32 protein-coding genes are annotated in these 23,959 nt (G+C 38.1%); 27 read left to right on the forward strand and 5 right to left on the reverse strand.

The window, feature by feature from the left end:
* Nucleotides 1-171: 171 nt before the first annotated feature.
* The 11 genes from safA (at nucleotide 172) to yajC (ending at nucleotide 8,882) form a co-directional block, all read left to right on the forward strand.
* Nucleotides 172-1,236 (forward strand): SafA/ExsA family spore coat assembly protein, encoded by a 1,065-nt coding sequence (gene safA, locus QGM71_RS00920; protein ID WP_327605628.1) that lies wholly within the window; start codon nucleotides 172-174, stop codon nucleotides 1,234-1,236.
* Nucleotides 1,229-2,185, forward strand: a complete 957-nt coding sequence (locus QGM71_RS00925) for a hypothetical protein (RefSeq protein ID WP_327605629.1) — start codon at nucleotides 1,229-1,231, stop codon at nucleotides 2,183-2,185. The genes safA and QGM71_RS00925 overlap by 8 nt, the downstream gene beginning before the upstream one ends.
* Before the next feature lie 36 nt (nucleotides 2,186-2,221).
* Nucleotides 2,222-2,965, forward strand: a complete 744-nt coding sequence (nadE, locus tag QGM71_RS00930) for an NAD(+) synthase (RefSeq protein ID WP_327605630.1) — start codon at nucleotides 2,222-2,224, stop codon at nucleotides 2,963-2,965.
* A 69-nt stretch (nucleotides 2,966-3,034) separates the two neighbouring features.
* Nucleotides 3,035-3,598 (forward strand): YhcN/YlaJ family sporulation lipoprotein, encoded by a 564-nt coding sequence (locus QGM71_RS00935; RefSeq protein ID WP_327605631.1) that lies wholly within the window; start codon nucleotides 3,035-3,037, stop codon nucleotides 3,596-3,598.
* 130 nt (nucleotides 3,599-3,728) lie between these two features.
* Entirely contained in the window at nucleotides 3,729-4,460 is a 732-nt protein-coding gene (locus tag QGM71_RS00940; RefSeq protein WP_327605632.1) for a YebC/PmpR family DNA-binding transcriptional regulator, read from the forward strand.
* A 99-nt stretch (nucleotides 4,461-4,559) separates the two neighbouring features.
* Nucleotides 4,560-5,165, forward strand: coding sequence for a Holliday junction branch migration protein RuvA (gene ruvA / locus QGM71_RS00945; RefSeq protein ID WP_327605633.1), 606 nt, complete (start codon nucleotides 4,560-4,562; stop codon nucleotides 5,163-5,165).
* 16 nt (nucleotides 5,166-5,181) lie between these two features.
* Nucleotides 5,182-6,195 carry a Holliday junction branch migration DNA helicase RuvB gene (gene ruvB, locus QGM71_RS00950; RefSeq protein WP_327605634.1) on the forward strand — a complete coding sequence of 338 codons (1,014 nt, stop codon included), beginning with the start codon at nucleotides 5,182-5,184 and terminating at the stop codon, nucleotides 6,193-6,195.
* The gene (locus QGM71_RS00955) at nucleotides 6,182-6,379 is read left to right on the forward strand and encodes a DUF2905 domain-containing protein (protein ID WP_327606391.1); all 198 of its coding nucleotides are present in this window, start codon (nucleotides 6,182-6,184) and stop codon (nucleotides 6,377-6,379) included. Before ruvB ends, QGM71_RS00955 begins: the two co-directional genes overlap by 14 nt.
* Before the next feature lie 19 nt (nucleotides 6,380-6,398).
* The gene (gene queA, locus QGM71_RS00960) at nucleotides 6,399-7,433 is read left to right on the forward strand and encodes a tRNA preQ1(34) S-adenosylmethionine ribosyltransferase-isomerase QueA (RefSeq protein ID WP_327605635.1); all 1,035 of its coding nucleotides are present in this window, start codon (nucleotides 6,399-6,401) and stop codon (nucleotides 7,431-7,433) included.
* Between the two features lie 21 nt (nucleotides 7,434-7,454).
* Nucleotides 7,455-8,594 carry a tRNA guanosine(34) transglycosylase Tgt gene (gene tgt, locus QGM71_RS00965; protein WP_327605636.1) on the forward strand — a complete coding sequence of 380 codons (1,140 nt, stop codon included), beginning with the start codon at nucleotides 7,455-7,457 and terminating at the stop codon, nucleotides 8,592-8,594.
* Nucleotides 8,595-8,624: 30 nt separating this feature from the next.
* A complete protein-coding gene (gene yajC / locus QGM71_RS00970; RefSeq protein WP_327605637.1) occupies nucleotides 8,625-8,882 on the forward strand; it encodes a preprotein translocase subunit YajC in 258 nt (85 codons plus the stop codon).
* Between the two features lie 120 nt (nucleotides 8,883-9,002).
* Here yajC and QGM71_RS00975 read toward each other — a convergent pair whose 3' ends face one another.
* Nucleotides 9,003-9,386 (reverse strand): TIGR04086 family membrane protein, encoded by a 384-nt coding sequence (locus tag QGM71_RS00975; protein ID WP_327605638.1) that lies wholly within the window; start codon nucleotides 9,384-9,386, stop codon nucleotides 9,003-9,005.
* Nucleotides 9,387-9,514: 128 nt separating this feature from the next.
* Between QGM71_RS00975 and QGM71_RS00980 the strand changes: the two genes are divergently transcribed.
* Entirely contained in the window at nucleotides 9,515-10,804 is a 1,290-nt protein-coding gene (locus tag QGM71_RS00980) for an ArsB/NhaD family transporter (RefSeq protein WP_327605639.1), read from the forward strand.
* Nucleotides 10,805-12,384: 1,580 nt separating this feature from the next.
* Here the strand turns inward: QGM71_RS00980 and spoVB are convergent.
* Entirely contained in the window at nucleotides 12,385-13,935 is a 1,551-nt protein-coding gene (gene spoVB / locus QGM71_RS00985) for a stage V sporulation protein B (protein WP_327605640.1), read from the reverse strand.
* Nucleotides 13,936-14,052: 117 nt separating this feature from the next.
* On the opposite strand from spoVB, the gene QGM71_RS00990 reads away from it, so the two are divergent.
* The 3 genes from QGM71_RS00990 to QGM71_RS01000 all read left to right on the forward strand — a co-directional run bounded on the left by QGM71_RS00990 (nucleotide 14,053) and on the right by QGM71_RS01000 (nucleotide 17,110).
* A complete protein-coding gene (locus QGM71_RS00990; protein ID WP_327605641.1) occupies nucleotides 14,053-14,352 on the forward strand; it encodes a post-transcriptional regulator in 300 nt (99 codons plus the stop codon).
* 50 nt (nucleotides 14,353-14,402) lie between these two features.
* Nucleotides 14,403-16,658 (forward strand): protein translocase subunit SecDF, encoded by a 2,256-nt coding sequence (gene secDF, locus QGM71_RS00995; protein ID WP_327605642.1) that lies wholly within the window; start codon nucleotides 14,403-14,405, stop codon nucleotides 16,656-16,658.
* A gap of 131 nt (nucleotides 16,659-16,789) precedes the next feature.
* Nucleotides 16,790-17,110: a LapA family protein gene (locus QGM71_RS01000; protein WP_327605643.1), complete on the forward strand. Its 321-nt coding sequence runs from the start codon at nucleotides 16,790-16,792 to the stop codon at nucleotides 17,108-17,110.
* A 112-nt stretch (nucleotides 17,111-17,222) separates the two neighbouring features.
* Here QGM71_RS01000 and QGM71_RS01005 read toward each other — a convergent pair whose 3' ends face one another.
* Together QGM71_RS01005 and QGM71_RS01010 are read right to left on the reverse strand one after the other, a co-directional pair.
* Complete coding sequence (locus QGM71_RS01005; RefSeq protein WP_327605644.1) at nucleotides 17,223-18,386, reverse strand: tyrosine-type recombinase/integrase; 1,164 nt, start codon at nucleotides 18,384-18,386, stop codon at nucleotides 17,223-17,225.
* 234 nt (nucleotides 18,387-18,620) lie between these two features.
* Complete coding sequence (locus tag QGM71_RS01010) at nucleotides 18,621-19,022, reverse strand: helix-turn-helix domain-containing protein (protein ID WP_327605645.1); 402 nt, start codon at nucleotides 19,020-19,022, stop codon at nucleotides 18,621-18,623.
* 157 nt (nucleotides 19,023-19,179) lie between these two features.
* On the opposite strand from QGM71_RS01010, the gene QGM71_RS01015 reads away from it, so the two are divergent.
* Genes QGM71_RS01015 through QGM71_RS01060 form a run of 10 tightly spaced genes read left to right on the forward strand, consistent with a single transcriptional unit; the run spans nucleotide 19,180 to nucleotide 22,523 of the window.
* Entirely contained in the window at nucleotides 19,180-19,407 is a 228-nt protein-coding gene (locus QGM71_RS01015; RefSeq protein WP_327605646.1) for a helix-turn-helix transcriptional regulator, read from the forward strand.
* Nucleotides 19,408-19,431: 24 nt separating this feature from the next.
* The gene (locus QGM71_RS01020; protein ID WP_327605647.1) at nucleotides 19,432-19,656 is read left to right on the forward strand and encodes a helix-turn-helix transcriptional regulator; all 225 of its coding nucleotides are present in this window, start codon (nucleotides 19,432-19,434) and stop codon (nucleotides 19,654-19,656) included.
* A gap of 35 nt (nucleotides 19,657-19,691) precedes the next feature.
* Nucleotides 19,692-19,859 carry a hypothetical protein gene (locus QGM71_RS01025; RefSeq protein WP_327605648.1) on the forward strand — a complete coding sequence of 56 codons (168 nt, stop codon included), beginning with the start codon at nucleotides 19,692-19,694 and terminating at the stop codon, nucleotides 19,857-19,859.
* 46 nt (nucleotides 19,860-19,905) lie between these two features.
* Nucleotides 19,906-20,082 (forward strand): hypothetical protein, encoded by a 177-nt coding sequence (locus QGM71_RS01030; RefSeq protein WP_327605649.1) that lies wholly within the window; start codon nucleotides 19,906-19,908, stop codon nucleotides 20,080-20,082.
* Nucleotides 20,079-20,438: a hypothetical protein gene (locus tag QGM71_RS01035; protein ID WP_327605650.1), complete on the forward strand. Its 360-nt coding sequence runs from the start codon at nucleotides 20,079-20,081 to the stop codon at nucleotides 20,436-20,438. The genes QGM71_RS01030 and QGM71_RS01035 overlap by 4 nt, the downstream gene beginning before the upstream one ends.
* Before the next feature lie 10 nt (nucleotides 20,439-20,448).
* Nucleotides 20,449-20,928 carry a siphovirus Gp157 family protein gene (locus QGM71_RS01040; protein ID WP_327605651.1) on the forward strand — a complete coding sequence of 160 codons (480 nt, stop codon included), beginning with the start codon at nucleotides 20,449-20,451 and terminating at the stop codon, nucleotides 20,926-20,928.
* Nucleotides 20,925-21,542, forward strand: coding sequence for an ERF family protein (locus QGM71_RS01045; protein WP_327605652.1), 618 nt, complete (start codon nucleotides 20,925-20,927; stop codon nucleotides 21,540-21,542). Before QGM71_RS01040 ends, QGM71_RS01045 begins: the two co-directional genes overlap by 4 nt.
* Nucleotides 21,543-21,589: 47 nt before the next feature.
* Nucleotides 21,590-21,850: a hypothetical protein gene (locus QGM71_RS01050; protein WP_327605653.1), complete on the forward strand. Its 261-nt coding sequence runs from the start codon at nucleotides 21,590-21,592 to the stop codon at nucleotides 21,848-21,850.
* The gene (locus QGM71_RS01055; RefSeq protein ID WP_327605654.1) at nucleotides 21,847-22,086 is read left to right on the forward strand and encodes a hypothetical protein; all 240 of its coding nucleotides are present in this window, start codon (nucleotides 21,847-21,849) and stop codon (nucleotides 22,084-22,086) included. The genes QGM71_RS01050 and QGM71_RS01055 overlap by 4 nt, the downstream gene beginning before the upstream one ends.
* Complete coding sequence (locus tag QGM71_RS01060; protein ID WP_327605655.1) at nucleotides 22,083-22,523, forward strand: YopX family protein; 441 nt, start codon at nucleotides 22,083-22,085, stop codon at nucleotides 22,521-22,523. The genes QGM71_RS01055 and QGM71_RS01060 overlap by 4 nt, the downstream gene beginning before the upstream one ends.
* Nucleotides 22,524-22,774: 251 nt before the next feature.
* On the opposite strand, the gene QGM71_RS01065 is transcribed toward QGM71_RS01060, so the two are convergent.
* A complete protein-coding gene (locus tag QGM71_RS01065) occupies nucleotides 22,775-22,921 on the reverse strand; it encodes a DUF6364 family protein (protein ID WP_327605656.1) in 147 nt (48 codons plus the stop codon).
* 151 nt (nucleotides 22,922-23,072) lie between these two features.
* Here QGM71_RS01065 and QGM71_RS01070 point away from each other — a divergent pair, with 151 nt between their 5' ends.
* Entirely contained in the window at nucleotides 23,073-23,231 is a 159-nt protein-coding gene (locus QGM71_RS01070; RefSeq protein ID WP_327605657.1) for a hypothetical protein, read from the forward strand.
* Nucleotides 23,231-23,917: a sigma factor-like helix-turn-helix DNA-binding protein gene (locus QGM71_RS01075; RefSeq protein ID WP_327605658.1), complete on the forward strand. Its 687-nt coding sequence runs from the start codon at nucleotides 23,231-23,233 to the stop codon at nucleotides 23,915-23,917. Before QGM71_RS01070 ends, QGM71_RS01075 begins: the two co-directional genes overlap by 1 nt.
* Nucleotides 23,918-23,959: the final 42 nt, after the last annotated feature.

The raw sequence follows: 23,959 nt of genomic DNA on the forward strand, positions 1-23,959 counted from the left end.
ACGCCGATCTTATGATCGACGTTTTTTTATAGTTCCTATACATGTTGACCTTCTTAAAATGACTGTAATAATTAGACTTAGAAATTAACTCTCAACTTTTATCAATTTCTTGCATATGTTGATATAGAGTAATTAGCCCAGTTTTTAGAAATGAAAGGAGCTTGGTTCGTTTTGAGAATACACATCGTCCAAAAAGGAGATACATTGTGGGAAATATCTAAGAAGTATGGAGTTGATTTCGAACAGGTGAAACAACTTAATTCGCATTTATCCAGCCCGGACATGATTATGCCAGGTATGAAGATTAAAATACCCGGATCATCAAAACCTGTAAAGGAAGAGAACATACCGGCAGTAGATGTAAAGAAGGAGACAGTTAAAAAACCGTATAAAGATATTTCTCCCAAGCCTCTACCGGTAATTAAAGAAGATGATAAACACAAACACATGGTGGTTAAGCCTGAAATGCCAATTCAACAACCACCGCAGATGCCACAGATGCCAATGCAACCGATCATGCAAATGCCAGTTATGGAGCAGGAATTAAAAAATTATACAACGATCAATTTTCCGGAAATGCCACACTATAAAGAACCAGAAAAGAAAGAGCCTATCAAAAAGGAAAAACCAATGCCCAAACCAATACCTGAGCCCGCACCGAAAATAATGCCCAAGGCAATGCCTGAGCCTGTACCGAAAATGATGCCCATATCAATGCCACAGCCAATGCCCAAACCAAAGGATCAACCGTTGCCACCGCAGCCGATGCCGATGCAAATGATGGTGCCAATGTGTTGTCATATCATTCATCCATGCTATCCACCAGTAGATTTCCCCGTAATGGCTCACATGGGAGAAGGGTTTTTCCCACATGGTCCAATGCCACATCCTCAATTGGGAGGTGTAATGCACAATACTGGACCCGGTCCTGGTATGGAAATGCCGATAAGTCCGATGCAACCAGCTGATAAGGATTGTGGCTGCAAAGGGCATGATAATTTACCGCATTATAACCCTGTGCCCCTTAGTACATTTAGAGGTGGACAACAGGATTATCAACCATATCAACAACAGCCTGTCCATGGTCAGGAAAATAATATGCCGCCTACCAGTTTATATCCACCGCAATTCGGTGATGATATGATGAGTAGTTATCCTTATCCAACTCCACCTGCTTACCCTGATTATTCCAGATTTGCAAATAGAGAAGAAGAGGACGAAACCGAAAATGAGTAGTACTGATCAAAGAGACGAATTTAAAAATCGTCTCTCTTCTTTTTTGTTCCAAGAAGGAGAGCTGGAGGTAAAAAAAATTTCAGTAATTAAGCCATATGTATGTTACTTGAAAACTGTCGAAAACGAAGCACTAATTTTGAAGGGCCATCGTATAAAAGAGAATGTTGAACAACAATGGGAATTTTTAAATGCGTTAGCTGACTCCAATTGTGTGGGGTTTACCCGATATCCAAATGGGCGGAAATTTATTACCCGTAAAAATTACCATTGGACGTTAGCTCCATATATAAAAGGAGAGAAATTAAACTATAATTTCCCTCAAGATCGAACGAAAGCAGTAAGAGCACTAAAGTCCTTTCACAAATATGCTAGAAATATAGTTGTCAGTCGGCCTTTAAGTAAAGATATTTTCTACATTCGCTGGAATAAACGATTGCTTTCGTTTAAAAAAACCGAGTATTTATTTAATGAAAATGGTTTTGAAAATTTATATAAGGATATAGTACAAACAACGGTAGTTCAGTTGAAGTTAGCTATGCAGTTTCCATGGAAGAGGTATGAGTATGAGGCACGCCGTAAAGGAATTTGGGTTCATGGTGATGTTGCCTCACATAATTTCATCAAAAATAAAAGTACGTATCTAATTGATTTTGACTTAGTGCACTCTACACCGCAAATACATGATTATATTCAATTAGGACAACGTTACTTGCCATATTTGGAATGGAGCCTAGATGACCTGCTGTCCTATGATATGGTACAGGATAGTGAGAAGCAGATTTGGCTGCAAACTATTATGATTCCTTCGGATGTATTACGAGAATGGTTACATTATTTAGCTGATAATCGTACAATTACAGTATTTGAATACTTAAGTCAATTGGAAGAATCATGGGAGAAGCGTCGTATATTTTTAAAAAATACTAAATTAATGCTAAAATTGAGTTGAGAAGTGTTAATTACTTCTGGCAAAGGAGCGATAAATATGGAACAACAAGTTGATAAAATAGTAAAATGGCTACAAGACCGTGTCAAAGAAGCAGGGGTAAATGGCTTGCTGGTTGGTGTTAGCGGTGGATTGGATTCAGCAGTAGTTGCCCACTTGATTAAACGGGCATTTCCTGAAGGTTCACTAGGAGTGATGCTGCCAATCCACACAAAAGAGTCTGATATGGTACATGCAAGAAAGGTGATTGAAAGCTGTGAGATAAGCTCGATGACTGTGGACCTTACCGATACTCACCAAGCTATGTATGAACAAATTACAAAAGAACTTCATGATAAAAATGAATTTAATGTAGATAATGATCAGCTGGCTGGTGCTAATCTGCGTGCACGGCTACGGATGAGTGCACTGTATTCTCTAGCTACTAATTATAATTATTTAGTTGTTGGAACAGACAATGCTTCAGAATGGTACACAGGATATTTCACTAAATACGGTGATGGGGGAGCAGATATCTTACCGCTCGTAGACTTTACTAAGCAAGAAGTACGGGAAATGGCTGCATTTTTAGGTGTGCCGGACGATGTTGTCGGCAAGAAACCCAGCGCGGACCTATGGGAAGGACAAACTGACGAGGATGAAATGGGTACGACCTATGACATTATTGATGCGTTTATAAAAGGGGAAGAAGTCCCAGAGAAGGATAAAAAATTAATTGAAAGTATGCATAAGCGCACTGCCCATAAACGGGAACCTCTTCCACAATTTACAAAAAACAGTTAATTTCCTTATATTAACTGTGTAAAATAACCTCCCTTATACAAACTAAGTATGTATAAGGGAGGTTATTCTATGTCCAAAACAATTAAAGCATCAATCATCTTATTGATCTTATTCGTGGTTGGTTGTACAAATGCAGATGACAATACACAAACCAATAACGAAGACATTCGTACACAACCAATTCATTATGAAACAGAGAGTGAACAAAAGGCTAGGAAAGGGCTGCGTGATAAAACTATTGGCGAACAGGGTGGATATCCACAAAGCGATCAAGAAGGAGTAAATGCTTCTGACTACAGTGGTGGATACTCCGATGTATTTACAAATGAAGAATCCGAATTTCTTGCAAATGAATTGCAAGCACACAGAGACATTATTCAAGCACAGGTCGCTTCAACGGAAGATCGTATTATTGTAGCTGTAATGCTGAGGGAACACTCCAATCACGACGTCGCAGAGACAATTGAAACAGAAGTTCGAGAAGTAATCCCAGAAACAGACAAACAGATTATCATTTATACAGATGATATTTATTGGGATAGAATGAAGAATTTAGATGCAAGATTAGAGGCTAGAGATGTTGGTGAGGATCTGGAAGATTATATCACTGATTTCTTCAATAGAAATGATTAAAACCTTTGCTATTGCAAAGGTTTTAGTCTGTGGGCATTATAGCATCTTTCCCTTTGATGAATTCTCACTTTAAGAAAAACCCTTTTTTTGTTATAGTAAGAAGGGAAATTCCTAGAGAGGAGAATGTCCGATGGCTGGTCATTCTAAATGGAAGAATATACAAAGAAGAAAAAATGCACAAGATGCAAAAAAAGGCAAAATCTTCATGCGCCATGCGAAGGATATATACACAGCTTCAAAACAAGGAGGCGGAGATACAGCTAAAAATGCTTCATTACGTTTAGCAGTTGATAAGGCTAAGGCAGATAACATGCCTAATGACAATATAGATCGTGCTATCAAAAAGGCAACCGGTGCGCTTGATGGAGCAAGCTTCGAGGAAATGACTTATGAAGGATATGGACCAGGTGGTGCAGCAGTTATTGTACATGTAATTACGGATAATAAAAATCGTACTGCAGCCGAAGTTAGGAGCGCATTTAAGAAGAATGACGGAAATCTTGGCGAAAGCGGCAGCGTATCATTTATGTTTGATCGAAAAGGCTATATTGTTATAGCTAATGAAGATGGGGCAATTGACGAAGATGATATTACCTTAGAAGCTTTAGAAGCAGGGGCAGATGATATTACTGCTGTAGATGATGCTTATGAAATTTATACAACGCCGGAAGCTTTTCATTCAGTAGTGAAACATTTAGTTGAAAGTGGGTTAACTATTGCCGATTCAGAAGTAACCCTCATTCCTCACAACTATAGCAAATTACCCGAAGATGAGGAAACAAAAATGTTGAACCTCATTGAAACTTTAGAAGAGAATGAGGATGTTCAGGATATCCATCATAATCTTGAGGTCACTGACTGATCTAAATAAACTTCTGTTTCTTTCATAGAGAAATAGAAGTTTATTATTTTAGGTAGGGTTATGTTAAAATAGGTGCAGGACTGTAAAGGGGAAGATGGAATGATAGCATATATTAAAGGGATTCTTACATATATTCAAGATGAGTCAATTATCGTTGATATACAAGGTGTTGGTTACGAAATTATGTGTGCAAGTCCATTTGTTTTTCAGGACGCATTAAATAAAGAAATTAAAGTAAATACCTATCATCACGTTAGAGAAGATTTACAGGTATTGTACGGTTTTAAAAATGAAGATGAGAAGTACTTATTTACGAAACTTATATCTGTTTCAGGAATAGGGCCTAAAGGCGCTCTGGGAGTTATGGCTTCGGTCGATGTAGCTGAATTTGTTGCAGCCGTAGAACGGGAAGACGAAAAGTTTCTTACAAGCTTCCCAGGCGTGGGAAAGAAAACTGCCAGGCAGATCATACTTGATTTAAAAGGTAAATTAACTTCTATGCTGTCACTCTCCAGTCAAGAAGCTTTCCATCCGTCCGGCAGTGAGGCTATAGGGGAAGGCCTGCAAGAGGCAAAAGAAGCATTAAAAACACTTGGCTATACAGAGAGGGAAATAAAAGCAGTCATGTCTAAATTACAAACTGAAACGGATAGTAATACAGATGAAATAATCCGAAAAGCATTAGGCTTATTAATGAAAAATTAAGAAGGGGGGTAAAATGATGGAAGAGCGAATGGTAACTGGGGAAGTACAGATGGAAGACTCAACGGTTGAGCTCAGTCTTCGGCCGACAGCATTAGCTCAGTATATTGGTCAGCAGAAAGTAAAGGAAAATTTAAGTATATTTATTCAAGCTGCTAGAATGCGCGAAGAACCGCTCGACCATGTTCTCTTATACGGTCCCCCCGGCCTTGGAAAGACAACCCTGGCTGCAATCATTGCAAATGAAATGGGTGTTCAATTCCGATCTACATCTGGTCCTGCTGTTGAGCGAGCAGGCGACCTTGCTGCGATATTATCTTCACTCGAGCCAGGAGATGTTCTATTTATTGACGAAATACATCGCTTGCCACGGGCAGTGGAAGAAGTATTGTACCCTGCGATGGAAGATTATTTCCTTGATATCGTTATCGGAACCGGGCCGAGTGCCAGGTCCGTTCGTATTGATTTGCCACCATTTACTCTGGTTGGTGCTACAACAAGGGCAGGTTTGCTTTCAGCCCCACTTCGTGATCGGTTTGGTGTATTAAGCAGGCTCGAATTCTATGAAGCCAAGGATTTGTGCTCAATTGTTGAACGAACAGCAGATATTTTTCATACTTCCATAACAAAGGAAGCAGCAGCTGAAGTTTCCCGAAGATCAAGAGGTACTCCACGTATTGCCAACCGTTTGTTAAAGCGAATCCGTGACATCTCGCAAGTTAGAGGAGAAACCGAAATCAGTCTGGAGACAACAGACTTAGCTTTAGAAATGCTTCAGGTTGATGATGCAGGACTTGACCATGTTGACCATAAACTGTTAAAAGCAATTATTGATAGCTTCCAGGGAGGTCCTGTAGGTTTAGATACTATAGCAGCAACGATCGGTGAGGAACCCCAAACGATTGAAGATGTATACGAACCTTATTTATTACAAATAGGCTTTATTCAACGAACTCCAAGAGGGAGAGTCATTACCCCTAAGGCATATCAACATTTTGGGTTGAAAGCGAATGATGATAATGAATCCAGGTAAACTTTTTATAATAGCAGGAATTGTCTTACTTATAATTGGATTACTATGGACATTTATCGGCAGGTTACCAGGTGATTTCAGCTTCAGAAAAGGGAATGTTTCTTTTCATTTCCCTATAATGACATCAATTGTTGTAAGTATTATATTGACACTGGTTTTTTTCATAATGGGAAGATTTCGTTAAGTAATAGGAGAGATGAAACATGGACATAGAAGATTTTGATTTTGATTTACCGGAAGAATTAATTGCTCAAACACCGTTGAAGGATCGCGCAGCTTCTCGTTTACTGGTGCTCAGTAGAAATACGAAACAAGTTGAACATCATCATTTTAAAGAAATTAAGACGTATTTTAAAAAAGGGGACTGTCTTGTTTTAAATGATACGCGTGTTCTTCCTGCAAGACTGTATGGTGTGAAAGAAGACACAGGGGCAAATGTCGAAGTCCTGCTACTCCACCAACAGAAAAAGGATACGTGGGAGGTACTAGCTAAACCAGCTAAGAAAGTAAAGTTAGGTACAGAACTGGTCTTTGGAGGAGGTAAATTAAAAGCTACATGCACCGGATTCAAAGAACATGGTGGGAGAATTCTGGAATTTTCATATGATGGTATTTTTTACGAAGTACTTGATGATCTTGGAGAGATGCCGTTACCTCCCTATATAAAAGAACAGCTTCCTGAGGGAGAAAAAGATAGGTACCAGACCGTCTTTGCCAAGGAACAGGGCTCAGCCGCCGCTCCTACAGCCGGCTTGCATTTTACCAATGAATTGCTAACTGAAATAAAGGAAATGGGTGTAAAGGTAGTCTTTATTACGTTACATGTTGGACTTGGTACATTCCGTCCTGTAAGTGTTGACAATATTGACGACCATAAAATGCACGCCGAGTTTTATCAAATGACTAGTGAAACTGCAGACATACTAAATAAGGTTAAAAAGGATAAAGGAAGAATTATCTCTGTTGGTACAACCTCCACACGTACACTTGAAACAATTGCAAGAGATCATAAGGGAACCTTTGCAGCATCGAGCGGATGGACAGACATATTTATCTATCCTCCGTATGAATTTAAAGCAATCGATGGATTAATAACTAATTTTCATCTGCCAAAATCAACACTGATTATGCTTGTAAGTGCTCTAACTGATAAAAACACTATCCTCAGTGCTTATAATACAGCTGTTGATGAAAACTATCGTTTCTTTAGCTTTGGAGATGCAATGTTAATACTATAATAAAAAAGAAAAGGGTATTATATGACACCTATAACATATGAACTAATAAAAACATGTAAACAAACAGGTGCTAGACTGGGCAGGGTGCACACACCACACGGCTCGTTTGACACACCAACGTTTATGCCTGTTGGTACTTTAGCAACTGTAAAGACAATGAGTCCCGAAGAATTGAAAGAAATAAACGCAAATATTATTCTTTCAAATACGTATCACCTATGGCTACGGCCTGGCGAAGACATAATTCGCGAAGCAGGAGGTCTCCATAAATTTATGAATTGGGATGGGGCGATTTTAACTGATTCTGGTGGCTTTCAGGTCTTCAGTTTGAGTGATATGCGTGAAATCAAAGAAGAAGGTGTACACTTCCGAAATCATTTGAGTGGGGAGAAGCTCTTTCTGTCGCCAGAGAAAGCTATGCAAATTCAAAATACACTTGGATCAGATATTATGATGGCTTTTGATGAATGTCCTCCTTATCCTGCAAGTTACGATTATATGAAGTCATCGGTGGAAAGAACATCCCGTTGGGCTGAAAGATGTCTGGAAGCACATCAACGAAAAGGTGAGCAGGGACTGTTTGGAATAATTCAAGGTGGCGAATTTGAAGAACTGAGAAAACAAAGTGCAGAGGATTTGGTTTCTTTAGATTTCCCTGGGTATGCAATTGGGGGGCTTTCTGTTGGTGAACCGAAAGATGTGATGAACCGCGTTCTCGATTTTACAACACCAATGATGCCAGCAAATAAGCCAAGATATTTAATGGGAGTAGGTTCACCGGATTCTTTAATAGATGGTGCTATTCGAGGGATAGATATGTTTGATTGTGTATTGCCAACAAGGATTGCTCGAAATGGGACATGCATGACATCAAACGGAAGGCTTGTTGTAAGAAATGCAAAATATGCACGCGACTTTGGTCCTCTAGATGAAAATTGTGACTGTCACGTATGCAAAAATTACTCCCGTGCCTATATCCGACATTTAATTAAATGTAATGAAACCTTTGGATTTAGACTTACTACTTATCATAACTTGGATTTTCTGTTAAAATTAATGAAGCAAGTACGAACTGCGATAAGCGAGGATCGTCTTGGCGACTTTAAAGAGGCATTCTTTGAACAATATGGTTTGAATCAACCGAATGCAAAAAACTTTTAGAGATCTATCGATGAAAGGGGGGAATACGAAATGGAAATGTTATTGTCATTATCACCAATCATTCTAATGTTTGTGATTTTTTACTTCTTGCTAATACGTCCACAACAAAAACGTCAAAAGCAGGTAAAACAAATGCAAGCAGACTTGCAAAAAGGACAATCCGTAATTACAATCGGTGGTTTTCACGGTGTCATTCATGCGATTGATGAAAATACTGTTATTATCCAAGGAGGAGACGGTACAAAGCTTACATATGACCGTTCAGCTATCCGTGAGGTACAACAGTAAGCAATTACTATGCTAGTAAATTTACAATTGAATCCATAAATATGTATGATAAATACATAGCAGAAAAAAGAAGTTAATATCATGTGGTATTAACTTCTTTTAACTAACGCTAACGAAAAGTCAGTCGCTGCTTGTTGACCCAATAATATTTACTCCTACCACCCCACCGAAGAGAGCCGCGAGTATATAACCAATATGGTGAACAGATTGTTCTAGCGAAAACGCCTGCTGATACCCGAGGTATTGAACTAAAAATGTAAATAGTGTAAACCCCAGGCCTGTAATCGCACCAATAATCCACCCTTTTGCTTTCCCTTTTACACCCGCTACCATTCCACCGATAAACAGGGATATTAACCCTATTACTAATGCCACCCAAGACAAAGTTGGTTCATTAAATGTTGTAAAACGTAATAAAAATGCCAGAATAAAACTCGCTAATAGAATTAACCCCAAAACGATTATCCAACCATACATTAATGCGGTAAATTGTTGTTTGCGCATCTGTTATCCCCCTCCATGATTGTCCACTTATACTAATACTATTCATCTGTAAATAAAATAGACGAAAATATTTTGTTTTTCCAAACATATATTTTATAAAAGTACTATTGTTTGGAGAGTGGATATGAATGGACTTAATTCTTGCGGCGGTAATATTTATAGTAAGCTATTTTTTTATTATGACAGATCGTATTAATCGTGCTGTCATAGCTCTTTGCGGCGGGACTCTATTATTACTGACCGGGGTTTATACTACCCGTGATATGTTTATGAATTATATAGACTGGCATACTATTGCATTATTGTTTTCTATGATGTTATTAATATCCATAACTGAAAAGACCGGACTTTTTACATTTATAGCAATCCGGTTTTCACAAAAAGTTAAGGGAGATCCCATCCATCTATTGATAGGGTGTAGTATTTTGACTGCAGTGGGGTCTGCTTTATTGGACAATGTGACAACTGTACTAATCTTTGTTCCAATCATCCTAAAAATAACGAAGATGCTGAAACTGCCTTCCTTTCCTTATTTGCTGGCCATCATTTTCAGTTCTAATATTGGCGGGGCAGCTACATTAATTGGTGACCCGCCTAACATTATGATTGGACAAGCAGTTGAACAACTTACGTTTTTATCGTTTCTTGTACATTTGGCTCCTTTAGCAATCCTTATGTTTTTTATCATGCTGGCAATGATCTTCCTTATTTTTAACCGTGTCTTAAGGAACCAACATCGGGAGATAAAGGAGTTAATGGAAATTAATGCTCATTCGCATTTAATAAAATCTCCTATGCTTTACAAATCTATAACAGTCTTATTAATGACTATGCTTGGTTTTCTACTGCATACAATTATACATATGGAGCTGACAGTAATAGCATTATCAGGAGCAATACTACTTTTATTATTAACTGAAAAGGAGCTGGCAACGGAACAGATTTTTGAAAAAGTTGAATGGGTCACGTTATTTTTCTTCATTGGTTTATTTACACTCGTAGGAGGGCTTCAGGAGGTTGGTATAATAGATCAGCTGGCGAGAGGAATTGTGCTATCCACAGATAGTGATTATGCAAAGACGTCATTACTGGTTTTATGGATCTCAGGAATATTCTCTGGAATTGTAGACAATATTCCTTTCGTGGCAGCAATGATTCCAGTAGTTCAGGAATTTAAAAGCTATGGGATGGATAACTTAGATCCTATTTGGTGGTCATTGGCTTTAGGAGCGTGTCTGGGGGGGAACGGGACATTAGTTGGAGCATCGGCTAACGTAGTAGTTGCGGGCTTAGCAGAGGGCGCGGGTGAGAAGATACCTTTCATCCGATTCATGATCTATGGTGTTCCCCTGGTCATTCTATCCCTTACTATATCTTCAGTTTATATTTTCTTTCGATATTTACTACCCTATACATGAAAGGAAAAAAACCGACGAAGCGTACATTCGCTTTGTCGGGTTTTTCTTTGGCTCTTTTTTTAAAAATTGTAGGTTTTTGCACAAAATATATATAAGACGAAGTAACTACTGTTTACTATAATCGCTCCGGAAATATACTTCGCTCAAAGGGGGTAATCGCTGAATAAACCGGGGTGATCGCGGGATTATGCTGAACAATCGCGGGATAAATTGGTCCGAACGCTGAATAAACCGGGGTAAACGCGGGATTAAGCGAAGCAATCGCTGAATGAAGCCAGGTGCAGCGGTCATCACAAAGCGAATAGATTGTTAGCTGCCACTGCGGAAAATACACTACGCTTTCACCACTCCGGGTACAAGTGCGACATCTACTCAGACTCACGCTGTTCGTTTTCGCAGTGTCTCCTTTGCCGCTGGGCGGTCTGCAAATCCTCCTCGAACTTCACTGTCGTTTCGTTCTGTGGGGTCTCGCTAGCATCGCTTTTCCCGCAGGAGTCTTCGTGTTTTTCCTCCGTTGGTGTTTGCTTGTTATAATATTTATCTATTGTTTTAGTGAACAAATACGCGCTATTTGTTATTGTTGATTGGAACGTAGGACAGTAGTCGACTCCTGCGGAAAGCATCAACTGAAGACCCCACAGTAAAGCTTCAGCAGTATTACATCACACGAAGAAAAAAGTGGATGTATTTTTCGAGGAGTTTCGCATTTTTCCGTAGCTAGTATAACTTTCTTTTTAGGGTGAAAAGATACACATGAAACGTTGATTTTATGGACTGTAACTAATTGTTAATCAAGGAATCTCTATCAGCGTAGGCAGAATACGTAGACTCCTCGAAAATAAAAAGCAATTTTCTTCGTGCGAGGGATTTTCGCAGTATGGGTCGGCTAAAAACGGTCACGTCCTATGACCAACACCGACACTAGAACGTCGTGTTCGTCGAAACAGCACGTGTCCGAAGCCCCCCTTAGTAAGCGTTCTTTGCTTCTGAGGAGGCTGAGGCCGTGCCCATGGAAGGCGAATTATTCTGCCGAAGCGAATCCAAGCACTCAACCATCTTTAAAAAGTGAAAGGTATCACTAAGAGAATTTTCATTACGTCGTCTTTTATATCAACTATGAAAATTAGAATCTACAATCATTTTATACGTAAATGGTCTTTTCTTTTTGAAAACGTTAGTATATAGAGGGAGTATGAGTTTTTGACTGCAATTAATTCGTACACTTAAACAACCACGTCCAGCTCCAGCGCCCAGGGACTAGCGAGACTTCCTTCACCTCCGTAATCTAAGTCAACATCGGCTTCCTAAGGATAAGGAAGGCCGACTATTCCTGAGCTTGTGCTCAGGCGTCGGCATACCCCTATGTAGGGGCATGTCTTCTTTTAGATGAACTTGACTTATCGCCAGGAATGGCGAAAGTCTAAGTGAAACTTATACTTTGGAGTGAATCTTCTGCGGCAGTGGAAGATCGACTAACTACGCCACTCCTGAGCGACTACGTCGACCTAACCTCGGGTGCGCGGGCGCTGTCCGTACGTCCCTAACCGGGCGCCCTGCGCTTTTGTTCATAAGTTTGCAAATTATAGCCATCTTTGAATAAGTGGTATCTGTTTTAGTTCTTCTTTAGTAATAAACTTTAATAGAAATAAGAAAACAATGTAAATGCAAGTCAATCCTATTAGAATGAAGAAGAGTATAATTATATTTGGTTCAAAGGAATTATATAGATCCTTAAGTACATTTCCGGCACCCCAAGTCACCAAAATCAGAAGGAGCATCTTGCATATATCTTTTATTGGTATTCGAAAATTAATCTCCTTTTGCAAGGAAGCTAAATGTAATAAGGTAACTAAAACGACTCCTACTGACATGGCAATGGCAACCCCCATGATTCCGAAATTAGCATTGGATGCCAATAGAAATAATACAATAAATTTAATGGCAGCACCAATGAGGCTATTCCACATAGCAGGTTTGGCAAGATCGAGTGCTTGTAATGCTGCTTGTAATGGAGCCTGAATATAAAGTAAAATGAAAAAGGGTGCCATCAAGACTAAAAATTTACTGGCATTAGCTGTTCCATACATGTATGTTAATATGGGAACAGCAAATAGTGAAAGTACTACAGTTGCTATTGCACCAGAGGCGAATGATATTCGAATTGACTGATGAATTCGATAGTGAATTAATTCTTTGTTCCTGTTTGCTCCGGCTTCTGAAATAGATGGAACGAGTGCTATAGATAAAGACTGTGTAATAAACGTTGGTAGAAATAAGAGTGGAAGTACGAATCCAGTGAGTTCTCCATATTGCTTTGTTGCAAGCGAACTTGAGATACCCGCAATTGCTAAACTTTGTGCAACTAAAATCGGTTCAAGGAAATAAGAGAAAGATCCAATCATCCGGCTACCTGTGTTTGGCAGGGCGATAGAAAATAATTCTCTCATTGTGTCTTTACTTGATTTTAAATACGTAAAAAATCCTGTTCTTATTTTTATTACTTTTTTGCGCTTGAACATGTATATCATGTACATTAATGCAATAAATTCACCGAGAACTACACTAGCCATCGCACCAGCAGCAGCAAATTCAACACCATAGGGCAATAATAATTTTACAAACAGTGCTACACAGGTAATTCGAACAATCTGCTCAATTACCAGTGCATAACTCTGTGGCTTCATGTTTTGTTTTCCCTGGAAGTACCCTCTTAATACAGATGAGATTGCAACAATAGGTACGATAGGGCTTATTGCAAGTAAAGGATAAACTGTCCGGGCATCAGTGAGTAATGTAGTTGCAATAAATGGAGCAGCTAACATCATTACTGTAGTGAAAACAACACTTGAGATCGTGGTGACAATTAAAGATACGATTAAAATCTTTTTAATCTTTCGTTGATCGTTTCTGGCCTCAGCCTCCGATACTCGTTTGGATATAGCGACCGGCAGGCCAAGTTGTGTTAATGTAATAACCAGAAATAAAGTGGGAAGGGCCATCATATAAAGACCTACGCCTTCTTCGCCCATTAAACGAGCTACAACAAGCCGATTAATAAATCCTAAAAAACGAGTTATCATACCCGCTAGTATTAATATTAACGTCCCTTGTAAAAATGTTTGTTTGGTCATTATTGCCGACCTACCTTCTCAAAAAATAAAATTTCATATACAATGATATATATGCGAAGGAATAGGCCAAGCATGACAAGAAGGAGAATTATGTACTCCACGATAGGAGGAAATGACTTGGAAATAGTACAAACTGTTAATGAATGGAAAGCAATGATCATCCCTGCACTGGAAAGTAAAGCAAGTGAATTTCGCTTAATGGGTTATTCGCAGGCCACTGTTGAAGATGTTTGGAAATGTCTTGACCAAAAAGTATGGAAGGGTGATCCGGAAAAACGGATACATGAGGTTGTTCAAGATGTATTACATCTGGGTTCCAGTATCTATATGAGTTATTTAACTCTAAAAGCATATCAAGATGATGATTTGATGGCCTCTATTGCAGCATTAACAACTGATTATATGGAAGAAGTGTAACTAAATTACATAAAGAACAACCTGATAGAGTAAAGGGAGGCATACTACAGATGAAACATAGAGGAAAGATCGTTGCTTTTTTTCTAATCGTGTTATTATTTGCAGGAACGATTGGAACAACGATTACTGGAATTACAAAGGACATAAATCTTGGCTTGGATTTACAAGGTGGGTTTGAAATATTATATGAGGTAGAGCCTGTTGCTGATGACCAGGATGTGGATAGAAGGTTATTGGAATCTACAGTGCAAACCTTAAATGACCGTGTTAACAGGCTGGGTATCAGTGAGGCTAACATTGATATCGAAGGAGAAGATAGAATCCGTGTCCAGCTTGCTGGCGTAGAAAACCAAACAGAAGCCCGGGAGATGCTGTCCACGTCAGCCAGACTCTCATTTAGGGATGTAAATGATACCGAATTGCTGGATGGCTCCGATGTAAAAGAAGGTAGTGCTAATCAGGATTTCGATCCGCAAACAAATGCACCAATTGTAACGCTGCAATTAAAGAATGCATCTAAGTTCGGTGAGGTATCTACACAAGTTATGGAAATGGGTGTACCAAACAACTTATTAGTTATTTGGATGGACTATCAGGAGGGCGATTCCTTTGAGGAAGAGCTTGGGAAGGAAGAACCTAAATTCATTTCCTCTCCCAGCATAAACGAACGATTGAATACAACAAATGTAATGATTTCTGGAGATTTCTCAGTAGAGTCAGCACAAAGACTAGCTAATATAATTAATTCAGGTTCCTTACCTGTACATATGAATGAACTATACTCAACATCAGTAGGTGCCCAATTTGGTGAACAGGCATTAAATAAAACTGTTTTTGCTGCATTTATTGGGATTGGACTTGTATTTTTATTTGTGATTGCTGTATATCGTTTTCCAGGTATAATTGCTGCTGTCAATTTAAGTATCTACGTCTTTTTAGTGTTATTGATATTTGAGTTAATGAATGGTGTATTAACTTTACCCGGTATAGCAGCTTTGATCTTAGGAGTTGGTATGGCAGTTGATGCGAATGTTATTACATTTGAACGAATCAAGGAAGAATTAAGAAATGGTAAATCTGTAATTGCGGCTTTTAAAGCGGGATCCAAGAATTCACTTTCTACAATATTCGATGCGAATATTACAACATTGATCGCTGCTTCAGTCTTATTCGTCTTTGGTACCAGTTCAGTAAAAGGCTTTGCTACAATGCTCATTGTAAGTATAGTAGTGAGCTTCCTTACTGCTGTGTTTGGCACTAGACTGTTGTTAGGATTATGGGTGAAAAGTAGAGTGCTGACAAACCGGCCTGGATGGTTTGGAGTTAAAAAGAAAGATATTAAAGATATAGCTGTTAAAGAGGAAGAAGAAGCAAAGTTCTTTAACAGGAAAGTAAATGTGATTCAGCATCGTAAGAAGTTTATTATGATCTCTTTACTTATGGTACTTCTTGGTGCAGCGTCTTTAACGATTTTTAAACTTAACCCCGGAATAGATTTCACAAGTGGTTCCAGAATAGAAGTTTTGTCTGATACTCAGATGACTGCAGAAGAGGTAAGAGCAAGTCTTGAGGAACTTGACCTGGAAGCAAGCTCAATAGTCTTATCAGGGGACAATAATGATTTAGCAGTAACGAGATTTGATACAGTTATCTCAGAAGATAAAATTACTGAAGTAACAACCTATTTCGGAGATAAATACGGGAATAATCCCAACGTGAGTGTTGTATCGCCGATTGTAGGCCAGGAACTTGTCAAAAACGCAATATATGCTGTAGCTATTGCCTCTATCTTTATGATTATTTATGTTACGTTCAGGTTCGAATTCTTTTTCGCAATAACGGCATTAATCGCCTTAATTCACGATGCATTTTTTGTACTTGTTATATTCAGTATTTTTCAGATTGAATTTAATGTAACTATAGTTGCCGCTATACTTACAATTGTAGGTTATTCAATTAATGATACGATTGTAACCTTTGATAGAATACGGGAGAATCTTCGCAAGAAAAAACGAATTACATCGTTTAAACAGCTTGCAGGAGTTGTGAATAAAAGTTTAATACAAACATTTACACGCAGTATTAATACCACAACGACGACATTAATTGCTGTCCTGGCGTTCCTATTCTTTGGCGCAGAATCGATTACTGGGTTTGCTATTGCATTAACTGTAGGTCTGCTGGTGGGAACCTATTCATCCTTATTCCTGGCTTCCCAAATATGGCTAGTGTGGCGTGGAAAGATGATCAAGAAAAAACCTGTTGATTTTTCTAAGAAAAAACGTGTAGAAGGTCCGCAAGTTTAGTAAAGAGTTTCCTTCATGCTATGTTATAGAAACCCCTGTCATGGTGACAGGGGTTTCTGAGTCATGCTTAAATGAATTGAAAAACGGGTAACTTAAGAGTGGATGATCATATACAATGAAGGAGGAATTGGATGAAAGGGCAAACGTATGTAATTTTAGCTATCATTTTTGTAATTATAGTAGCTGTTTTTGCAGTAACAAATGTGGAACCTGTTGAAGTGAATTATTTATTTTGGAGTGGAGAGTCTCCGTTAATTCTACTAATATTATTCTCTGTATTAATGGGAGGTATCATTACGGCATCAGTCGGTGCGGTTAAATTTTTTCAATTGCAACGGGAAGTGAAAAGGTTGCAGACTGAAAATAAAAAAATGAGCAGTAAATTGCAGGATAATGGACTGGCAGATAGTGCTGTTGAAGACAATGCGGAACAGGAATTGAAAAAACAGTAATATATGATAACGTGATTTGTAATTGCTACCCTTGGCTGTCTTTTGTATAATAAGTAAGTCACTAAAATATAAACGTTGTTATATCAAGGCTCCCAGGCTATGGAGAGCCTTTTTATTTTGTTTTAGTGTCGTCTTGGTGACCAAACATATTATTAAGTATGTCACTTACCTCTTTATCGTCATCATCAGTGACATGTGCATACGTATTAAGTGTCGTTGTGATATTTTTATGCCCTAGTCGTTTTTGTATAACTTTAATGTTAACGCCGTGTCTTAGCGCATAACTCACAGCGCTATGTCTTAAATCATGAAAAGCAATACGCCTTAAATCTGTTCGATCCAAAAACCGATGCCAGAACCTCGTTACTGCATTAGGGGTGTATGGCTTCCCGTATTCATTAGAAAACAGCATAAACAATTTATTGCCATCTTGATCTTTAAATCCTTCCCATAGGTTAGCCATCTTCTCTTTAAATTCCAATCTTTCTTTATAATAGTCCTCTAATTCCCTCATTAAAAATTCTGGTATCGTAATAGTACGTGTGTCCTCTTTTTTCGTTCCCTTCATATACAACCCGTCACGCTTTGTATACTGTATCGTTTGTTTAACGGTGATCTGATTGTTTTCAAAGTCGATTACATCATCTGTTAAGCCGATCACTTCACCACGCCTTAGAGCGCCCAAAACAGCTAATTTGATGATTAGTTGATGTTGGGTAGGTTGCATCTTTATACGCTCCAGGAGTGTCTCTATTTCCTTGTCATTGTATGGATCGCGCTCATTCTTTTTGTATTTAGGTTTTTCGATTCCTTCCATTGGATTAGTTTCAATAATCCCCCACAATTTAGCATGACGAAATATATTAGATAAAATAAAGTATTTCATTTCTAGTGTGGCCCTGCCGGCTTCTTCTTCTTTCCTGAAAAATTCTACAATGTGCAGCGTTTTAATTTTGTTCATTTTCATACTGCCGAAATATGGAATTATACTTGATGCTAACGAGTTCTCGTAATTTTCAAGTGTGCGGCGTTCTATTTTTGAGTAACCGTAGTTGGTTTTCCATAACTCCACAAAAGCACTAAAGGGCGTTTCTTTCGTATCAATGTGTGTTTTCGAGTAAACCTCTGTTTCAAACTCAGATAACTTCCTCTGTGCTTCACGTACACCACTCGCATTGACCGTTTTAGTCTTTCTAATACGCTTGCCTTTGTTATCATATCCTAACTCCACAAATAGCTTATACTTGCCTTTTCCTATATCGCTAAAGCTAGACATTTTATTGCACCCCTTTTAATATTAATCGAACAAGTGTTCTTTTTTATCTAAAAATATGATACTATATGTTTACAGGTTGGGAGGTATTCCCAAACCTTTCCAAGAAAAATAGTAATTTGTACCTGCATTAAAAATCTGAAAAATCTGTTACAATTTGGCAAAGGAGGGCTTATTATGAGCGACAACGAAATAAAACTACTGATTGAATTCGCCAAGATTAAACGTGTAGACCCGTCATTTGTGCGACTTATAAAATTCAACCGCAAATTTAATGTTATCCCAGAACCGCTTCCGTTCTTCACCTTCAAGTGTATTAACCTGTAATAAAAGATCATTAAGGAAACCGAGTTCGTCCAAGTTTAAATCTTCATTAGATAGTTCAATTGCTCTATCCAAATTGCCAAGACTATCATCGCGAGCAGGAAAAAAATCATCTACCTTTACTTCTAAGGCTCTACTAAGAGCAAACAGACTATCCTGCTCTGGTGATACAGTCCCCGATTCATATGAAGAAATTGTATTGTGTTTTACACCTATTTTATCTCCCAATTCCTTTTGAGTTAATTTCTGCTTTTTTCTATATTCCCTTATTTTATTACCGACATATTGCGATAACTTCGTCTTCTTTCTTGTCATCTTATTTCACCTCGTCTTTCAGTCATAGTGAATTATAACATATAGCATTCCACCTATAAACATTAAATATTTAACAAAAGTAAAGATTTCTTGTTGACACTTCACTGTGGGTGAAGTATACTTAGGATAGTTAGAAATTGGAAGGAGGGGAAAAATAGTGCAATGGCAGTTACTGAAATTAAGAAAAGAGCATAATTTGAGCCAAGAAAAGATGTCTAAAATCGCCAGAATGAGTGTCGTGTCTTATGGCAAGAAGGAAAGAGGTGAGATTCAATTTTCATCAGATGAAATGTTTTCATTAAAAGAATACTTCGGATTACCAATGGAACAAATTTTTTTACCAAGAAACTTCACCCAAAATGAAGAAAAAGAGGTGAGTAATTAAACGAATGCGGTAGGAGTTGGCAAATTGAGTAAATATCTATATATGGCAGAAAGGAGACAATCAATGCGTAATATTCGAGGGGTAGAAAAACTAGAGCAATACTTAATCGAAAACGAAGTACCTATCGGACAGACGACACTGTACAAATTAGTAAGAGAAAAAGAGATACCACACATCAGGATCAGCAGCAGGGTTTTAGTATTCAACTTAGATTCAATTGATTCATGGTTGCAGAAGGAAGTTAGTTAGTCGGCAAAGACAAAAAAATGCGAAGGAGTGAAAGTATGAAAATTCAATTGTTTTATGATTCTCGATACAACGAAGAATCTATAGCTGGTTTACAAGACGAGGTTAACGAGTTCACCAAAGACAAAGATGTAATTGATATTAAGTTTACATCTGAAGGCGCTGAAAACGGGCATTCATATATGCTTATGGTTATTTATAAGTAATTCGCAATCCGAACAAAGAACAACCAAATAATAGGAGGTTTTATTAATGGGATGGACATATGCTGACAAATTAGAAAACTGGTGTAACGAGGAATTCGCAACAAAGCAGGAAGCTAAGGAACATGGCATGGCTAATCACGATGAATTTCTAGTAGGTAAGCTAATCGAGACAGACGAACATCTGGTATATGAGGTTGAACAAATCGAGGAGGTAACGGTATGAATGTATTAACTCAAAAAAACACTAGTTTCACAGACGTTGGAATATTGAGGATTGAGTATTGCGCAGATGTCAAAAAGGTTGTGGTTCACTTGGCGCAAAGTCACTTCTTAGATTATGCAGATGGTCATTCCATCAAACACGAAGAGAGAGGGAGAAGCTTATTCCCTCACGAATTATCATTTGAAAGCGGAGAAGTTCTTTTTTATTCCATAGCAACTGATGAAATATACGAAGAAAAATATGCTTCGCTGTTCGAGGTTGAAGATGAAGAATTTTTAGTATCTCAACCAAGAGGGGTAACAAGCGAAGAAGTAGCCATGCGGGATGCAGGACACAAACAATCGGATTTTATATAGGAGGGATAGAATGACAACTTTATATGACTTAACTCACAAGTACAAACGATTACTCGAATTAGCAGAGGAAGTAGATGCAGGAGCGTTTCAAGATGCATTAGAGGGTATAACAGAGGGCATCAATTCTAAGGCTGAAAATATAGCCTATGTGCTTCAACAAATGAAATCGGATGCAGATGTATTACGAGCAGAAGAAAAACGCCTAGCAGAGCGCAGAAGGGCATTAGAAAGCAAGCAGGATCATCTTAAGTTTTATTTATTCAATGAATTAGACGGACTAGGTATTGAGAAAGTACAGTCTCCACACTTCACAATCTCGATACGCAATAATCCGCCTAAAGTCCAGATAGAAGATGAAAGTTTAATTCCATCTGATTTCATTATAACAAAAAGCAGCGTAGATAAAAAGGCACTGAAACAAGCCATAAAAGATGGCCGAGAATTTGAAGGTGTTTCTATGATTTCCGAAAGGGGTTTAAATATACGATGAATAAATCGGAAAGCATTGTCGAGATCAGCAAGGCGTTGGCAAAATTTCAAGAAGAAGTTAAGCAACCATTGAAAGATGCGGATAACCCATTCTTTAAAAGTAAATATGTTCCGCTAGAAAATGTAGTAGAAGCCATTGCAGAAAGTGGACCAAAAAACGGATTATCTTTTGTTCAATGGCCTAAGAATGACGAAACAGGCCGAGTAGGTGTAGCGACTCTTTTAATGCACACTAGCGGTGAGTTTATCGAGTTCGATGCAGTATTCATGAAAGCGGATAAAGAGACACCACAAGGGGCAGGAGCATTAATAACATACTTAAAGAGATATTCACTATCTGCCATATACGGAATAACTAGCGATGCTGACGATGATGCAAATAGTTCATCTGGAAACCAAGCGAGTCAGTCAAAGACAAACGGGGCTAGAGCATCCGATAAACAACTCAATTTTGTCACCAAACTACTAAAAGAAAAAGCAACCAACGACATACCGCAAGACAGATTATATAACGGATTAAAAAATAGAATGAAAACCGATGTAGATATGGAAAATTGGACAGCACAACAAGCGAGTGAAGCTATAAAGATATTGAGTACCAATAAGAGTGCATAGGGGCGTTTTGCCCCTTGCATTACCTAAAATATGAAGGAGTGTTGAAAATGAATGAACGGTTAAAAGGAATTAAAAGCGCAGTGATGTTTAATAAAAGGAAAGATATTTTGGTTGAAAGAGAAGTGCTTGAGTTTCTAATCAAACAGGTTGAACGATACGAAAAAATGCTATCAAGCGAAGCTGTATATTATCCATTAAGAGTAGAATATAAAAATCCTACATTAGAAGATGAAGAACGAGAAGAGTTTTATGATATTTATATGGAAATACGAAAAATGAGAGAGAAAGCCTTAGAGGAACAATCATGATCCAAACATACGAAGATTTTTCACTAGCCGAATCAGAACGCATCCGATTAGCAATAGAACAAATAACCGCAACGAAAGACACCGAGATCAACGAACTCAAACAGATCATCGCACATAACGACAAAGCATTTAAAGATATGTACCTATGTATGCATAAGTGGGAATGGGGCAGTTACTTTGCTAATACGCCAGAGGGGTTTATCTATCGGACTATTAAGAGGGAGGTATTTAAGTGAGAGAGATTAAATTTAGAGCATGGGATAACGTAGCATTTGAAATGTTGTATGTAGGAGAGGATATGGACGTTATTTTCTCTTTAAGCGATACAGGGATTGAATGCACAGACATTCGGAACGGCACACCTAGTGGTGACGGGGTAGATAGCATGGAACATCTAATTTATATGCAATTCACAGGCTTGCATGACAAGAACGGAACTCCTATATATGAGGGGGATATTGACACCGATGAAAATAGAAATTTAACAGTAGTTAAGTACATTAAAAAATATGGAGCTTACTGCTTTGTTCCAATTGAATTGTATTTACATGAAGATTACGAGAATGAAGTTTATTACCAGTACGGTTACGAATGTTTTTTTCATAATGTGACACCGAGTGTATATGCAGAAGTAATCGGCAACATATACGAAGATAAGGGGTTGTTGGAATGAGGAAATGCAAGTTTTGTAATGGTACTGGAATTGTATTTATGAAATCCAACGATATATTCACGGGTAAAGAAAGCAATTTCATGGGTTTTTCATTACCTATCACTACAAGCGGAAATATAAAAACAACATGTACAAAGTGTTTTGGAAAGGGAATGAAGCAATGAAATGCATGTTATGTAACTTCCTACCCTGGAACAAACGCAGCAAGCTATGTTGGACATGCTTTAGTAGATTAATAGGATAAGGGGAGGTTATTCCCCTTCTTTTTTATCAAGATATTTTTCTAAAATGTATTCAATTTCTTTAGCCATTGATCGCTTGTTGTCCTCGGCCTGTTCTTTTACCTTGTCCAGAACATCAGCATCAATACGCAACGTGAATCGCTTTAAATCAGACATTACGGCAACTCCTTTCTGCACCTTATTGACACTATCTAGTATACACTAAGACACCAAAAAATATAACTAGAAATATTTAATTTAAATGGAATAATTATCTTGACGTCGCATAGGGGTCATGTTATTATTAATAGTAGGAGGTGACACCAAATTGCATAAAAACGACACCAATAGGAAAAGGTTAACATTGCGTATAGATTCTCGGATCAATGACGAGATCGAAACAAAAGCAAAGGAATTGGGAATCAACAAAAACAGCTTTATATCAATGGTTCTTCATAAGGAAGTAAAGAGAAAGGGGGGAGCATAATGGAAAAGCTTGATCTATACATCGAGTGGAAAGAACTGGTGAAAAAGTCGAAAGAAATCAACGCAAGAAAAAGAGAAATCAAAAGCAAGTTAGGCAACGTCAGCGAATTAAAAATTGATTCATACGCTTTCAAGGAATTCAACAAACCAAGAGCCAGCGATATGAAAGAAATGTACGTAAGTGGATCTACGTTACAAGAAATAGGCGACATTTATGGGGTTACCAGAGAAAGAGTTAGGCAAATATTAAGTGGTTTCGGGGTCGATAGGAACGATGGAGGTATAGCCAAGAAAATAGAAATGGCAAAGAGTATTCCTTGTAGTGTTGACGATTGCAACACGCTAGCAACAGGCGTTCATGGGTATTGCAGGCATCATTATATACGAGTTCGTAATTATGGTACACCTAAACCAAAATTTAAAAGAGAGTTTATGGAGAATGACGGTGGTTGTTTAGTCGAAGGGTGCGACAGACCTTTTTCAGCATATGGATTGTGCAACAAGCACAAAACAAACTATTACATTCAAAGGGAAAGATACAAAAACGTAACTGATTTAAATGATTTTTTGAAAGTACAAAAAGCAAAACGAATGATGGGAAAAACAAAAATAAATTATAGCAAAATACGAGAATTCATGAATAACAATCCAGAACATTTTAAAAAGGATTTATATGTAAGGAAGTGAGGGCTTTAGGTGCTACTAACACCATAAAGCCCAATACAAAAA

This window comes from Virgibacillus tibetensis (genome assembly GCF_036026595.1).
Classification (GTDB): Bacteria; Bacillota; Bacilli; order Bacillales; family Amphibacillaceae; genus Virgibacillus_P; species Virgibacillus_P tibetensis.